This is a genomic window from Chryseobacterium sp. CBSDS_008 (assembly GCF_049959325.1).
Lineage (GTDB): Bacteria > Bacteroidota > Bacteroidia > Flavobacteriales > Weeksellaceae > Chryseobacterium.
Genome location: NZ_CP188202.1, coordinates 2,487,453 through 2,502,341, shown reverse-complemented (window position 1 = coordinate 2,502,341; position 14,889 = coordinate 2,487,453). Strand labels below are relative to the sequence as shown.

Annotated in this window: 10 protein-coding genes; 3 read left to right on the top strand and 7 right to left on the bottom strand. The window is 36.5% G+C overall.

Features of this window, described 5'->3' with window-relative positions; genetic code table 11:
• Positions 1–57: 57 nt before the first annotated feature.
• Complete coding sequence (gene htpG, locus ACP3T3_RS11220) at positions 58–1,950, bottom strand: molecular chaperone HtpG (protein ID WP_426479967.1); 1,893 nt, start codon at positions 1,948–1,950, stop codon at positions 58–60.
• Positions 1,951–2,097: 147 nt separating this feature from the next.
• Here htpG and ACP3T3_RS11215 point away from each other — a divergent pair, with 147 nt between their 5' ends.
• Positions 2,098–4,989 (top strand): alpha/beta hydrolase family protein, encoded by a 2,892-nt coding sequence (locus tag ACP3T3_RS11215; RefSeq protein ID WP_426475969.1) that lies wholly within the window; start codon positions 2,098–2,100, stop codon positions 4,987–4,989.
• Positions 4,990–5,096: 107 nt separating this feature from the next.
• Here ACP3T3_RS11215 and ACP3T3_RS11210 read toward each other — a convergent pair whose 3' ends face one another.
• On the bottom strand, positions 5,097–5,876 hold the full coding sequence (locus ACP3T3_RS11210; protein ID WP_426475968.1) for a hypothetical protein: 780 nt from the start codon (positions 5,874–5,876) through the stop codon (positions 5,097–5,099).
• Between the two features lie 613 nt (positions 5,877–6,489).
• Between ACP3T3_RS11210 and ACP3T3_RS11205 the strand changes: the two genes are divergently transcribed.
• Positions 6,490–7,923: a hypothetical protein gene (locus ACP3T3_RS11205; RefSeq protein ID WP_426475967.1), complete on the top strand. Its 1,434-nt coding sequence runs from the start codon at positions 6,490–6,492 to the stop codon at positions 7,921–7,923.
• 322 nt (positions 7,924–8,245) lie between these two features.
• On the opposite strand, the gene recA is transcribed toward ACP3T3_RS11205, so the two are convergent.
• Both recA and ACP3T3_RS11195 read right to left on the bottom strand, forming a co-directional pair.
• Entirely contained in the window at positions 8,246–9,247 is a 1,002-nt protein-coding gene (recA, locus tag ACP3T3_RS11200; protein ID WP_426475966.1) for a recombinase RecA, read from the bottom strand.
• A 456-nt stretch (positions 9,248–9,703) separates the two neighbouring features.
• Entirely contained in the window at positions 9,704–10,894 is a 1,191-nt protein-coding gene (locus ACP3T3_RS11195) for an oxygenase MpaB family protein (protein ID WP_426475965.1), read from the bottom strand.
• Between the two features lie 191 nt (positions 10,895–11,085).
• On the opposite strand from ACP3T3_RS11195, the gene ACP3T3_RS11190 reads away from it, so the two are divergent.
• The gene (locus ACP3T3_RS11190; RefSeq protein ID WP_426475964.1) at positions 11,086–11,637 is read left to right on the top strand and encodes a hypothetical protein; all 552 of its coding nucleotides are present in this window, start codon (positions 11,086–11,088) and stop codon (positions 11,635–11,637) included.
• Positions 11,638–11,729: 92 nt separating this feature from the next.
• On the opposite strand, the gene gap is transcribed toward ACP3T3_RS11190, so the two are convergent.
• The 3 genes from gap to ACP3T3_RS11175 form a co-directional block, all read right to left on the bottom strand.
• On the bottom strand, positions 11,730–12,734 hold the full coding sequence (gene gap, locus ACP3T3_RS11185) for a type I glyceraldehyde-3-phosphate dehydrogenase (protein ID WP_426475963.1): 1,005 nt from the start codon (positions 12,732–12,734) through the stop codon (positions 11,730–11,732).
• A 32-nt stretch (positions 12,735–12,766) separates the two neighbouring features.
• Positions 12,767–13,753, bottom strand: a complete 987-nt coding sequence (gene pfkA, locus ACP3T3_RS11180; protein ID WP_426475962.1) for a 6-phosphofructokinase — start codon at positions 13,751–13,753, stop codon at positions 12,767–12,769.
• Positions 13,754–13,836: 83 nt separating this feature from the next.
• On the bottom strand, positions 13,837–14,715 hold the full coding sequence (locus ACP3T3_RS11175) for a DUF4846 domain-containing protein (protein ID WP_426475961.1): 879 nt from the start codon (positions 14,713–14,715) through the stop codon (positions 13,837–13,839).
• Positions 14,716–14,889 lie beyond the last annotated feature (174 nt).

Here is a 14,889-nt window from a genome sequence, read left to right as displayed (position 1 = left end):
CTTAGCGATTCTGTAAAATAAAAAAGACTGCTTCAATTTTGAAACAGTCTTTAGTTATTATTTTTCCAATTGCTTATAGCTTCTCTGTATAAAATCTGTCAGGTCTTTTCCTTTCAGTAAGTTCTGTGAAAGTTTGGCAAGATCCAGTGCATATTTGATCAGATTTTCTTTCTCTTCAGCATTCTCAGTTTTCAAGATCTGGTTTGAAAGCTCACTGTTCGAGTTCACTACAAGATTGTACATCTCCGGGAAATCTCCCATTCCGAACATACCGCCACCGCCTGTAGCCTGCATTTCCTTCATTCTTCTCATGAATTCTGGCTGCGTAATGGTGAACGGAGCATCATTGCTGTCAAGATCTTCAAGCTGAACTGTGAATTTGGAATCCTTGATAGCTTCTTCCACATTCTTTTTCAAAGATTCCTTTTCAGTTTCATTCAGTTTTGAAATGATCGGTTCATCTTTTTTGATAAGATTGTTCACATGATCAGCATCCACTCTTGCAAATGAAATATTTTCCTTTGAAGTTTCAAGCTTTTGAATCACGTGTGAAATGATAGGAGAATCCAATAACAGAACTTCATATCCTTTATCTTTCGCAGATTGGATGTAACTGTGCTGCTCATCTGCATTGGTAGCATACAATACAACTAATTTGTTATCTTTATCAGTCTGCATTGGTTTGATTTTCTCTACCAATTCATCCCAAAGGAAGTATTTACCGTCTGTTGTAGGATATAATGTGAATTTGTCTGCTTTTTCAGCAAATTTCTCTTCTGTAACGATTCCGTACTCAATTACTACTTTAATATCATTCCATTTTTTCTCGTAATCTTCACGGTTTTCGTTGATCAGAGAAGCCATTTTGTCGGCTACTTTTTTCGTGATATACGATGATATTTTCTTCACCGCACCGTCCGCCTGAAGGTAAGAACGGGAAACATTCAATGGGATATCCGGGGAATCAATAACTCCTCTCAGAAGCATCAGGAAGTCCGGAACAATGCCTTTCACTTCATCTGTTACGAATACCTGGTTTTGATACAATTGAATTTTATCCTTATCGATATTCAAATTGTTGCTCAGTTTCGGGAAGAACAGAACTCCGGTAAGGTTGAAAGGATAATCAACATTCAGGTGGATATTGAATAAAGGCTCTTCAAACTGCATTGGGTACAGCTCGTGGTAGAATTTCATATAATCCTCGTTGGTCAGTTCGCTTGGAGCAATCGTCCACGCTGGTACCGGGTTGTTGATGATATTATCTACCTCTTCTGTTTCTGCTACAGCATCTTCAGGCGCGTCTTCCGGTAATGGAAGCGTATGTGTTCTCGTTCCGAACTTGATCGGAACAGGCATAAATTTATTATACTTTAACAACAGCTCACGGATCTTTCCCTCTTCTAAAAATTCTACAGAATCTTCAGCAATATGAAGAATGATTTCCGTACCTCTGTCTGTTTTATCAGAAGTTTCTTCAAGGGTAAATTCCGGGCTTCCGTCGCAGATCCAACGTACTGCCGGCTCATCTTTATAAGATTTTGTAAGGATTTCTACCTTTTCAGCTACCATGAATGCAGAGTAGAACCCAAGACCGAAGTGTCCGATAATCCCTGAATCTTTTGCAGAATCTTTATATTTTTCCAAAAACTCTTCAGCTCCTGAAAAGGCTACCTGATTGATATATTTTTCAACCTCTTCACCAGTCATACCGATTCCCTGGTCAATGATGTGTAACGTTTTCTGGTCTTTGTCAATCTTAACTTCAAGTTTAGGATTTCCATATTCCACTTTTGCCTCCCCAATGCTTGTCAGATGTTTTAATTTTAAAGTAGCATCCGTTGCGTTGGAGATCAATTCTCTCAGGAATATTTCGTGGTCACTGTAAAGAAATTTTTTAATTAGTGGGAAAATGTTTTCCACAGATACATTAATATTTCCTTTAGTCATCATATTTAGATTTTTAATTTTAAATTCTTTCACAAAAAAAATACCATGGAGAAGAAAGTGACAGAATGGCATTTTTTTGCTTGAAATATACTCGTGCTGTGAATTGTCAAAGAAATATCTTATTTTTAATTCTTAAAATATTTAAAAATGAAGTTGAAATGTACAGTTTTTCTTCTGCTCATCACCTGCTGGGTATATGGGCAGAAGAAGCCTTTAGACCATTCTGTCTATGACAGCTGGCAGAATATTGGCGCGAGAAAGATCTCAAATGACGGAAAATGGATTGCCTATTCTGTGGATGCCCAGGAAGGAAATTCTACCCTTTCTTTATATTCAGTTAAAAATAAAGCCTCAAAGAAGTTTGCAAGAGCTGCAAAGGTGGAGCTTACAAATGATTCCAGATTTGCTGTTTTTCAGATCCGTCCGCAGTATAAAGATATAAAAGCGGTAAAAGATAAAAAGCTTAAAAAAAATAAATTAACAAAAGACAGTCTTGCAATAGTAGACTTTTTAAATGATACAACGGAAAAAATTCCAAATGTAAAATCATTCAAAATCCCTGAAAAAGCAGGTTCCTATGTTGCTTATCTTCTCGACAATACAAAAGATAAATCTTCCGATGATGCTTCTGATAAAGAAGACAGTGACGAAAGTAAAGAGGAAGACAAAAATGTAAAACCATTACAGCTGGTTGTAAGAAGCCTACTGGATGGAAAAAGTACAACATATGATAATGTAATCCGCTATGAGTTCAGTAAAAATGGGAAACAACTTGTTTTTGTAACTAAAAAGCCGGAAGAGAAAAAGGATAAAAAAGAGGGGAAAGATTCGGCAGATGAAAAATCTGCGGACAAAAAAGATAACGACAAATCGAAGCCGAAGAAATATACACTTCAAACCGTACAGGTAGTAGATCTGCAAAAAGGAACGGTAAATAAAATTTCGGAAATGGAAGGTGACTTTTCGCAATTGTCTTTTGATGAAGAAGGAAATCAGCTGGCATTTGTAGGCACTTCTTCTGCACAGAATGATCTGGTGAAATTCTATCAGTTGTATTACTTTAATATTAAAGGAAATAAAAAAGAAATCATTACCAATGAAAATGCCCAGATGAAGAAGAACTGGGTAATTTCTGAAAACCGTTTACCGCTATTCAGCAAAAACGGAAAGCAGCTGTATTTTGGTGTTGCCCCCAAACCAATAGCAAAAGATACGGCAATGATTGCAAACGACCATGCAGTAGTTGATATCTGGAATTATAAAGACGACTATCTGCAAACGGTACAGCTAAAGGAATTAAAAAATGATTTAAAAAAATCTTACGCTGCAGTCATGCAGACGGAAAAACCTGGTTTCTTTAGAAATATTGATGGAGAAGATTTAGATACTTTAAGATTGGTAAACGAAGGAAATGCTGAATTTGCTTTGGGGATTACCAGTATCAATAACCGTATTTCTTCGCAATGGGAAGGCTCCACAAAGAAAACCTATTTCCTTATTGATAATAAAACGGGGGAACGAACAGAAGTTATAAAAAGCCTGAACGGGTCGGCTGCTGTATCTCCGCTTGGAAAATTCGTTGTTATTTTTGACAGGGAAAAAGGAAAATGGCTGAGCTATAACGTGAAAACAAAGCAGACACTTCCATTGAATACAGGTTTACCTGTTTCCTTTGTGGATGAAGAATTTGATATGCCGGATTTCCCCAATTCTTATGGTATTGCATCCTGGACAGATAAAGATGAATCTGTGATTATCAGAGACCGTTTCGACCTTTGGGAGTTTTTCCTGAACGGCTCAAAAAAGCCAAGAAATATCACCAATGGATTTGGACGTAAGAATAAAATAACATTTGATACTTATGACTTAGATAAAGATATTAAAAGCTTAAACAGAAAATCTGCCATTTATCTGTCAGCGTTTGATAATACATCCAAAGCGAACGGAATTTTCAAAACATCTATTCAGTCTAATTCTGATCCTGTAAAAATTCAGATGGAAAATGTCTGGGGATACCGAAGTCTTCAGAAAGCAAAAAATGCTGAGGAATATATTGTTGTAAAAGAATCATACACAGATTCTCCCAATATTTTTGCTACATCTGATTTCTCGGAACAGCAAAAGCTGAGCAATACCAATCCGCAGCAAAATCAATATAACTGGGGGTCGAGTGAACTGGTAAACTGGACAACACCAAAAGGAAATATATCCACAGGAGTTTTATACAAACCGGAAAATTTCGATCCGAATAAAAGATATCCGATGATTGTTTATTTCTACGAAAAACTTTCGGATAATCTCAACCGGTATGTTGCGCCAGCTCCCACACCTTCAAGATTGAATATTTCTTATTTTGTGAGCAACGGATACCTTGTTTTCACACCTGATATCTCTTATACAGACGGTTTTCCGGGAGAATCAGCCATGGAATACATTAATTCAGGAGTTGAAAAGCTAAAGCAAAATTCCTGGGTAGACGGTGCTAAAATCGGAATTCAGGGACAAAGCTGGGGAGGTTATCAGGTAGCGTACCTTATCGCTCATACCAATATGTATGCTGCAGCATGGAGTGGTGCTCCTGTTGTTAATATGACTTCTGCCTATGGAGGGATCCGGTGGACTTCCGGAATGAACAGACAGTTTCAGTATGAAAAATCGCAAAGCAGATTAGGGAAGAATCTTTGGGAAGCTCCGGATCTTTATATCAAGAATTCACCACTTTTTACCATTGATAAAGTACAAACTCCGGTAGTTATTATGAGTAATGATAAAGATGGTGCCGTACCCTGGTATCAGGGAATTGAAATGTTTACCGCATTACGACGTCTTGGAAAACCGGTATGGCTTCTGAATTATAATGGTGATGATCACAATCTGGTAAAGCGTCAAAACAGAAAAGATATTCAAATCCGCGAACAGCAGTTTTTTGATTATTATCTCAAAGGGACTAAAGCTCCGGTCTGGATGACAAAAGGGGTTCCCGCAACCCAGAAAGGAAAAGATTGGGGATTTGAGCTGACAGATGATAAACCTAATTAATAAAAATCCGGGACCAAAGCTACTGATAAGTTAGCTGAAAATAGATAAAAAAACCCTTGAAATAATTTATTTCAAGGGTTTTCTGAATCATATTTCCTTATGCCTTTTTAGTTGATTTTTTGAATTGAAACATTAGAAAGCCTGAATGATTGTGGGGTTCCGGATGTTCCATAAGTTTTCCCTGAAAAACGGATTGTGTCACCTTCACTTAAATCTAAAATTTCACTCCAGGAGAGCGAGAAGATAGCACTAGTAAAGTTTCCGTTTGTTTGGGGTATTGCGCACCCAGGGGTACCTGTTGTGAGACCGATTCCATTTTTTTTAAGATATATAAAAAACGAGTATGAAGAAGGTACATCGCCAGTTACTCTTACTCCTCCACTGAAGCTAACCAGGTATTTTCCTTCTTTACCGGTTGGCACAGTTAAAGTAGTATTATCAGTTCTCCAGCTGGCAAGAGTGCCGGTCCCAATACTCATATCTAAATCTGCCCCAATATTATTTCCCGGATAAGGAACTGTATTTCCTGATATTAATACTTCATAAGGTACTAAAGTACCGCCGGTATTATTACCGAAAGCAGTCCATAGATTTCCATTAAAAGTATAGTAGCCTGGAGAGGTTACATTGATTGTTTTAGATGTTTTAGGATTGGCAGCAGCTGTTACATACACCATTGCTCCTGTCTGAGCAGCTGTATAGAGTGCATCTTTTGCTGCTAATTGATTACCTGTCAATCTAGGTGCTATTATGCCATCAATTTTAGTAGTGTCATCCGGGTTACCTACTACATCTAAAGTAGACTGAGCATCTGGAGTGTTAACACCAACTTGGGAGAATGCCAATGATGCCGTAATCATTGCACACAGAATAATTGTTTTTTTCATTAGAGTGTTTTTTGTTATGTTTTGAGTTATATCTATCTTGATTTTTATAATAAAATGTGTTATAATATTATCAACAGACTAAATTGTGAAAATATTTATAGTCATCATTTTCTTTGGAACAGACCAGATAGCCTTGATAGAGTTAAACTCTGCACAAATAAAAATTATTTTGCTCAAATTTAAATAACCTGCAAATAATTGACAAATGTTTGAAAAAAGTATTTAATAATGGATTTTTTGCTTGTAAAAATTTATAAAAAATATAAAAACTATGATGAAATTTGATAAAAGTAGTTTTTCGGTATGATATTGTTAAGTCATCTTTTTTTAATTGACTATTAAAATCATGATTTTTAAGGTCAAAAGCTCATCATTTTATTCATGATCAATGGAGAGATAACAATTTTGAGGAGAAAATCTGAGACATCACAAGATTTTATCAGTTTTACCAAGACGCCCTGAATATTTCCACAGATACATTAAATATGTACTTTACTCTCATATTTTAAATCTTTCTCAGAAACATGTGGAGGGAACTGACACAATGGCATTTTTTTATGATGAGCCTGTTAAGCACTTTTTATTATATTTACCGCCAATTATAAATAACAGTATGGGAATTTTTGATTTTTTTAAGAAGAAAAATAACAGTCAGGAAAATGTAAGTACTCCGGTTCAGGAAATGGAAATGCCAGAGGAAAAAGTAGTAGAGGAAGTGGTGGAAGAAGTTGTGGAGACGATACCGGAAACCCCTTCACCACAGATAGAAGAGCCAAAAGTAAATGAAGAATATGAAAAAATCAGGATTTATAATGATTATATCGTATATTCTATCGCCCTTCAGCTAAGAGGTGAGTATACGCCTATTTCAGCTTTTGAAAAAGAAAATGGCGAAGTGGAAGGTTTTGCGTATATGGTAACTGAAGATGCCTATGCGCTTTCTCCACAACAGGCGATCGCACAAATGGAAGAGAAGTTTGAACATGAACTGCAGGCAGGAAAGATTAAATCTTATATGATTTTGTACCATTCTCAGTTTGATCATAACGGCAATCACACTCCGGCAATTCAGGAAGGAGAGTTCAAAGGGATTTCTCTTGCATATCATTTTGCTGGTCAGGATAAAGCGAAAACAGGTCTGCCTTATGTTTTTGAAAATCAGAATGTTACCTATAAAGGTTTTGCGGAGTTTTCTCATGAAGAGAATAATGAAATCATGAATCATCAGTTGGTGGATGGTAAAGATTATTTCCCGAATGCAGAAGGAATTACAGCTCCGGAAATGACTAACGAGGCAGGAATTATCATCAGAAAATCAAATATCCATAATCTTGTGAATACATGGAGTGGAATTTTTGGGCATCAGAATTTTCAGACTAAAGATTACGGTCAATATCTTACTACTGTTTTAATGCAGTCTACGGTTGCTGATCCGTCTGGTGAAAGTAAAAGCAAAACGGACTTTGAGGATGTAAGATTTAAAACCATTGTTACAGATGAGCTTAGTACGATAATTCCGGAAGTAAAAACTGATTATGCTTTGGATTTTGAAACAAGATCAATCCGTGAATGGGAGAATGCATTGAATTTACAGGCAATTGTGGCTGGTCCGGCAAGAGATACTTTCGGAGTTTGGTTTTTTGCCACGGATTATGCTGAAAACAGAAATACATACCTGACACAGCCTCATCTGAAGGTGAATGTAAGTGGAATTGTTCTGATTTTAGATGTTCAGACCAACACTGATCTCCCTGACGGTACCAAAATGAGTGATGACTTCACAACGTATGCTCCAAGCCAGGATCTTCCTAATTATGCATGTTTTGATTTTATTGGCCAGGTTGTAGACTTTAAGGAGACAGAATTACTTGATGACAGAAGCGTTAAGGGTTATATCCTGAAGTTGAAATTAATCACTAATGAAGAAAATGAAGATTTCTTTACCATTGATGCTTTTGTGAATAAAGAAAATATGCGATTTGAAACTCCAGCAAAAGGAATGAAAGTGACCGGAGCACTTCAGCTGCAAGGTAAAATTGCTGAATAATTTTAAAAATATAAAAGCTAAAAGAGGTTGTTCCGCGGAATGATCTCTTTTTTATTTTTTGATTGTAAATGAATGAAACCTGAAAAATTATTAAACGCAAAGGAATAAGATATTCGGAAGTTGATTTTTAGGTGGCAAAGAGTTGCGATTTTGCCGCTTGTGGTTATGCGTTCGCTTAAAAAGGATCAATGAAATTGATTCTGCCTTTGCTCTCTTAAAAATAACACAACCAAAAATAAAAACTTTGTGTTAAAAAAAGCATATACACTTCAAAACAAAAAAGACAATCTTAAAGACTGCCTTTCTATATTTTTCTGAAAAATTATTTGTTTTTCATTTCTTCTTTAATCTTGTTTTCCAGTTCTTCGGAAAGGTCAGGATTATCTTTCAACACGTCTTTTACAGCATCACGTCCCTGACCAAGTTTAGTCTCATCGTAGCTGAACCAAGATCCGCTTTTCTTCACAATTCCCATATCTACTGCAGTATCCAGAATTTCTCCTACTTTAGAAACTCCTTCTCCGTACATGATATCAAATTCTGCCTGCTTGAAAGGAGGTGCTACTTTGTTTTTTACAATCTTTACTTTCACACGGCTACCGATCGCTTCGTCACCTTGTTTGATAGGTGCACTGGCTTTTCTGATATCAATTCTTACAGAAGCGTAGAACTTCAGCGCGTTACCTCCGGTAGTCGTTTCGGGATTTCCGAACATGACACCAATCTTTTCTCTCAACTGGTTGATAAAGATCACTGTACATTTCGTTCTGGAAATAGTCGCAGTCAGTTTTCTTAATGCCTGAGACATCAATCTTGCGTGAAGACCCATTTTAGAATCTCCCATTTCCCCTTCAATTTCTGCTTTTGGAGTAAGGGCAGCCACAGAGTCAATCACTACGATATCAATAGCTCCTGAACGGATCAAGTTATCTGCAATTTCTAAAGCCTGTTCACCATTATCCGGTTGAGAAATAATTAAGTTTTCAAGGTCGATTCCTAGTTTTCCCGCATAACCCCTGTCGAAAGCATGCTCTGCATCAATGAATGCAGCAATACCCCCTGCTTTTTGAGCCTCAGCAATAGCATGAAGGGTCAAAGTTGTTTTACCTGAAGATTCAGGACCATATATTTCAATGATTCTTCCTTTTGGATATCCGCCTATACCTAATGCAATATCTAATCCTAAAGAACCGGAAGGAATTACTTCAATTGTATTGTCTATAGATTGATCACCTAAAGTCATTACAGTTCCCTTTCCATATGTTTTATCTAGCTTGTCAAGCACTAAAGCGAGTGCTTTTTTCTTATCATCAATGTTACTCATCTCTATTAAAATAATTTCTCAAAAATACATAATTTAAACATCAAAAGCTAATATTATTTACCCCGGAAAGCTGTTTTTAGAGTTAAAAAATGATAAAATTTTACCGCTGATCTTATTCATAACGAAGCAGATGCAGAATGTGGTATCTAAAGTATTTTTTAATGTTTTTTACTAAATAAGAGAAGCCTTTTTTGTTGGAAATGGCAAAGGCGCTAGTTTCATAGAATGCTTTTGTTTTTAAGTCGCAAGGATTTTATCTCCGATAAAATTGAATACTGAATATTTTTCTCATGGATTGTGCAGATGCTAATGAAAATCTATGTAATCTGTTTGATCTGCGAGAAGATTTTATACTTTCCCTTGCTGAAAATCTTCGATTTTCTTGCGGCTTAAAAGTTTCCATAATGAATTAAAACTCTTTGCGCCTTTGTGATTTCCAACCAAACAAGGCTTTATTTAATGAAAGTTTGAACTTTTAGTGATTGCAAGATAATCTTCCAGAACTTTCATCTGATCCTTATTTCCTCTTTGTATTCTCGCTTCACGTCTGACGAGTTGATCATAGATTTTGTTAAAAAGTATTTTCGATTTTGGAAACAGATTTCTGTAAGGAACTTCCGGAATTTGTAATCTTTTACAAACTTCATCATCCAGCAGAAACCATGTACAGGAGATATGCAGATACCTTAAATTTTTCCTTTGGAATTCAAATTTTAGAATAGGATTTTCAAGCGATTCATCCAGCAGAGAATGAGCAAGAAGAACAGAATCTTTATCTGAAGGCGGTTGAACGGAAGTCCATAAATAAAAATATTCCGTTGCCTGTTTCTTATCTTCAGGGAGAAGCTGCTCCGGAATTCCCAAGAGATATCCTACATATTTCCAAAGGTGAAAAATTCCCTGTTCCTCTTCAATAGAAAATCTGTTTCCTAATTTTTTAAGGCTATGAAGAAAAACCAGACTGAATCCGATATAGGTTGCCATCATATCCCACGAATTGATGGGCTCGCCCCAATTTTCAGTATCCCAGTCTTTATAATGTTTTTTAATGGAAAGCCTGGCATAAGAATGAATCAAACGGGTTTTTATCGCAAATTCATATCCTTTTGCATGAACTTCGAGCGCATGGTAACGGGTTACATTCACCCAAAAGTCCAATGTTTCCGAAAGACGCTTCACTGCACCTTTTTTCAATGCTTCTGTGACGATAAGGGGTTTGTTGAGGTAAGCATAATCATAACCGCCGATCAGGCAATAATCTCTCAGGGAAATCAAAGAATCGAGGTTGCTTCTCATACAAAGTTCTGCACCGCTTTTGAGAAGATTATAATCCAGCCATTCAGGAACTTTTTGAGCTTGGCTGAAAAGCCTTTTTACACTTTCAGGAACTGAATCTGTTTCTGAAACTCCATTCCTGATATAATGTTCAATTTCCCTGGAAGCCTCATGGAATTTTTTAGTGAAATAAACATCTTTTACCACTTCGTCACCAGTCTCATCCACATGATGAAAAAAAGGAGCGAATTTTTCAAATTGCTCAAAACTCACCTCTGCTCCGGAAAACTCAATAAGCTGTTTTCCATTGCCACTTTCCCAAAAATTTTTGAAGTGGGATGCATCTTTAAAACGGGGTTGTATCATGTTCATTCCTTTACTTATAAAAGTACAAGTTTTGCACTGAAATATACTGGTGAGATTTATCATCCGTTCGATGTACCTATTGAAAAATACCACAAAAGGGTAATTTCTTTATTATAAAATAATTCCAAAATTTGTTGTGACATTATTGATGTTGGGATTTTAAATGTAATTAAAAGTATATCTTAAAACTTTATATCATGAAAAAATTATCATTTATTGTGTTTTTAACAGTATTTATTGGGGGCTCTGCTCAAAAGAATTATGAAGTAAAGCCCTATGATGCTTACCTGTCTGAATATAAACCGTATTATACGTTGATTTATACTGAGATTCAGGGTATGAATGTTCCTTTATCTGAGAAATTAAGACTTTTAGATGAAGGCCTTCTTAATTTAAAAACAAAATTTAAAAAAGAAAGGAAAAATGAATTTGAAAGTAAATCAGTTGAGCTTGGGGTAACTAATTGGTGTACAAGCAAAAGCTCAGGAGGTAAAAAGAACTGCGGGTATTCTTATGTCTCTGCTCCTTCACCAGCTTTGTATACTACCAATAGCTGGATTAGAGTTGTAGGAACTAATAAAGGAACTACAGTAACTGCTGACGGAAGTTCTGCCGGATTAAAAATGACTGTAGCAGGAAAAGGTAAAAATATAGGAACCCTATATGCTGTCTTTAAGTACAGGCCGGATTATACAAACAAAACAGTGGAAGATGATGCTGATAAACTTTTCAGTCTTATTACTCAATAATTATTGAATGCTAGAAATTAAAATTTGTATATCAAAAAAACCTTCCCATCGGGAAGGTTTTATATTACTTATTGCTTATCACTCATTACTTATTATAAAGAAGCAGCGTGTACAAGCATATCCACTAACTTGTTAGAGTAACCCATTTCGTTGTCATACCAAGAAACAAGTTTCACGAAGTTAGGAGAAAGCATGATACCGGCATCTTTGTCGAAGATAGAAGTTCTCTTGTCTCCTACGAAGTCCTGAGATACTACAGCATCTTCAGTATATCCTAGGATACCTTTCAATTCACCTTCAGAAGCAGCTTTGATTACTGAACAGATTTCTTCATAAGAAGCAGCCTTTTCAATTCTCACTGTTAAATCTACTACAGAAACATCAACAGTAGGTACTCTGAAAGACATACCTGTTAATTTTCCGTTTAGTGAAGGGATTACTTTTCCTACCGCTTTAGCAGCACCTGTAGAAGAAGGGATAATATTGTTTAGAGCAGCTCTACCACCTCTCCAGTCTTTCATTGAAGGACCATCAACAGTTTTCTGAGTAGCTGTTGTAGCGTGTACAGTCGTCATTAAACCTTCTACGATTCCGAAGTTATCGTGGATTACTTTAGCTAAAGGAGCTAAACAGTTTGTCGTACAAGAAGCGTTTGATAAGATTTTGATATCATCAGTAAGTTCCTTGTGGTTTACACCCATTACGAACATTGGAGTATCATCTTTAGAAGGAGCAGAAAGGATTACTTTCTTAGCCCCTGCAGCAAGGTGTTTTGCAGCGCTTTCTTTATCTAAGAATAAACCAGTAGATTCTACTACGTAATCTGCACCAATTTCGTTCCACTTTAGGTTGCTTGGATCTTTTTCAGCAGTTACTCTGATTCTTTTCCCGTTTACTACAAGATCATTTCCTTCTACAGAAACTTCACCTGGGAAAATACCGTGTACAGAGTCATATTTTAACATGTAAGCCATGTATTCTGCATTGATTAGGTCATTGATTCCTACAACTTCAATGTTGTCTCTTTCAGTCATTGCTCTGAAAACAAGACGTCCAATTCTACCAAAACCGTTGATACCTACTTTAATTGTTGACATAATAGTTTGTTTTTATTAGATTATAAAAATAATTAGATTGCTAAAATTTCTGAAATCAGCAAAAGATCGCTATTGATTTCGTTATGTTTTTTAATGGCTTCTTCTATGGGTGTATAGGTCAGGTCGTTAGAACGCATTCCTGCCATTACATTGCTTTGTCCGTCCATTAATCCTACGACTGCACCATAGCCAAGCCTGCTTGCCAGCACTCTGTCTGCACAGCTTGGAGAACCTCCTCTCTGCATATGTCCCAAAATGGCTACACGAATGTCATAATCAGGGAATGTCTGCTTTGTTTTTTCTGCAAGTTCATAAACGTTGGCTAATTTCTCGCCTTCCGCTACAACAACAATACTGGATGCTTTTCCTGTTTTTTCAGCATTTCTGAATTTTTCGAATAGCTCATCAATGCTATCTTTTTTCTCAGGAATTAAAATGTCCAGAGCACCTGTTGCCAATCCACTGTTTAGAGCAATAAAGCCAGCATCACGACCCATTACCTCTACAAAGAAAACTCTGTTGTGGGATGTGGCTGTGTCACGGATTTTGTCAATGGCTTCCATGGCAGTATTCAAAGCAGTATCGTAACCGATGGTATTATCTGTTCCGAAAATATCGTTATCAATAGTTCCCGGGATACCGATTACCCTGATTCCGAATTCTTCATTAAAGATTTTGGCACCGGTAAACGTACCGTCTCCTCCAATACATACCAATCCGTCTATGCCAAGTTTTACGCAGTTGTCGTAAGCTTTCTGACGGCCTTCCTTCGTTCTGAATTCAGCGGATCTGGCAGATTTTAGAATCGTTCCACCCTGGTTGATTATATTTTTTACGGAACGGGCTCCCATTTTCAGGAAATCATCATTGATAAGGCCGTTGTAGCCTTCTCTCACTCCGTAGCATTCGATATTATAGTAATTGGCGGTTCTTACTACCGCTCTTAATGCCGCATTCATACCCGGAGAGTCACCCCCTGAAGTAAGAACTGCAATCTTTTTTACAGCACTCTCTTTCATCAAGTAAAAAATTTCGAACACAAATTTACAAAAACAAGTTCAGATTATCGTAGTAACTTTCCAATAGTTTTGAATATAAATGATTAAAAACTTCTGAAATTTGTAGGTTTAAAAAAATATCGCGCAGTTTTCGTTTCCGCAGCATGGATATCAAGTTGGTACCATGGCGTAAAATAGGGGTTAAATGGATTGGAAAGCACATGAACCGACTGAGCCGGTGTGAATCCTTCACTCAATAAAAATAATCTTTCCTCTTTCTGATTTTTGCAGACCCCCGAAATAAAAACGATATGTCCCGGACTGCCTGGTGTAATCAGAATATCGCCCGTTTTAAGATCAGAATTCTTCATTACCGGCTTTGTTTCCTTGTTTAATGAAATCGTTCCGGCATAATTAAAAATCAGATCCAGATAATTCCTGAAACTCTCATAAGAATCATCAAAGGCTGCTGTTTTTCTGAAGCTGACCGAATTTCCATTCACAAAAGCTCTCATACCGTTTTTATAATCATTCCAGCGGAGAAGATCACCACTGGTAAAATGAAATTTAATCTCGTCAAATTTTTTCACTTTATAAAGATACTCAGCTCGTATACGGATAGCGGCATCAGCACATTGCTGTAAGTCTTTGTTTCCGGTATCCATATCAAAAACAGCTTCATGAAGATGCTGGGTTGAAATAGGCGTTCCGTCATATTTTAAAATCTGGCTGCCGTAAGGTTTCAGTTTAAAATTTTCAATAAAATACCCAAAAGAATCAGGTTTTTCGTCAATCCATTCATAGCCTTCCGGAGGAGAAAATCTTTCCCGGATCGTATTTTTATCTTTATGGATTTTTAAAGCATTTTCTGCAATTAAATGCTCGTTCTTATCTGCTTCAGGCAGTAAACGGTCTGACAATTTTTCTTTTGTACAGCCTGTTAGAATTAAAAATGCTGCAATTCCGGTGATAATTTGTTTCATGTGTTTTTAGTAAACGCAAATATCATTTTTTTTTCACAGATCTGCCGATATATAATCTGAAAATATATGATAAATGGCTTTGGGAAAGTCCAGCAAAAGAAACACAGTATATCATCAAAAAAGCTCTGCGAACCCTTAAAAAGTGAGAGTTATCCACAAAACAAAAATATTGCT

What these genes read in the sequence shown, in the direction of transcription:
- htpG (WP_426479967.1), bottom strand. Translation starts at nt 1,950, where the DNA reads ATGACTAAAGGAAATATTAATGTATCTGTGGAAAACATTTTCCCACTA.
- ACP3T3_RS11215 (WP_426475969.1), top strand. Translation starts at nt 2,098, where the DNA reads ATGAAGTTGAAATGTACAGTTTTTCTTCTGCTCATCACCTGCTGGGTA.
- ACP3T3_RS11210 (WP_426475968.1), bottom strand. Translation starts at nt 5,876, where the DNA reads ATGAAAAAAACAATTATTCTGTGTGCAATGATTACGGCATCATTGGCA.
- ACP3T3_RS11205 (WP_426475967.1), top strand. Translation starts at nt 6,490, where the DNA reads ATGGGAATTTTTGATTTTTTTAAGAAGAAAAATAACAGTCAGGAAAAT.
- recA (WP_426475966.1), bottom strand. Translation starts at nt 9,247, where the DNA reads ATGAGTAACATTGATGATAAGAAAAAAGCACTCGCTTTAGTGCTTGAC.
- ACP3T3_RS11195 (WP_426475965.1), bottom strand. Translation starts at nt 10,894, where the DNA reads ATGAACATGATACAACCCCGTTTTAAAGATGCATCCCACTTCAAAAAT.
- ACP3T3_RS11190 (WP_426475964.1), top strand. Translation starts at nt 11,086, where the DNA reads ATGAAAAAATTATCATTTATTGTGTTTTTAACAGTATTTATTGGGGGC.
- gap (WP_426475963.1), bottom strand. Translation starts at nt 12,734, where the DNA reads ATGTCAACAATTAAAGTAGGTATCAACGGTTTTGGTAGAATTGGACGT.
- pfkA (WP_426475962.1), bottom strand. Translation starts at nt 13,753, where the DNA reads ATGAAAGAGAGTGCTGTAAAAAAGATTGCAGTTCTTACTTCAGGGGGT.
- ACP3T3_RS11175 (WP_426475961.1), bottom strand. Translation starts at nt 14,715, where the DNA reads ATGAAACAAATTATCACCGGAATTGCAGCATTTTTAATTCTAACAGGC.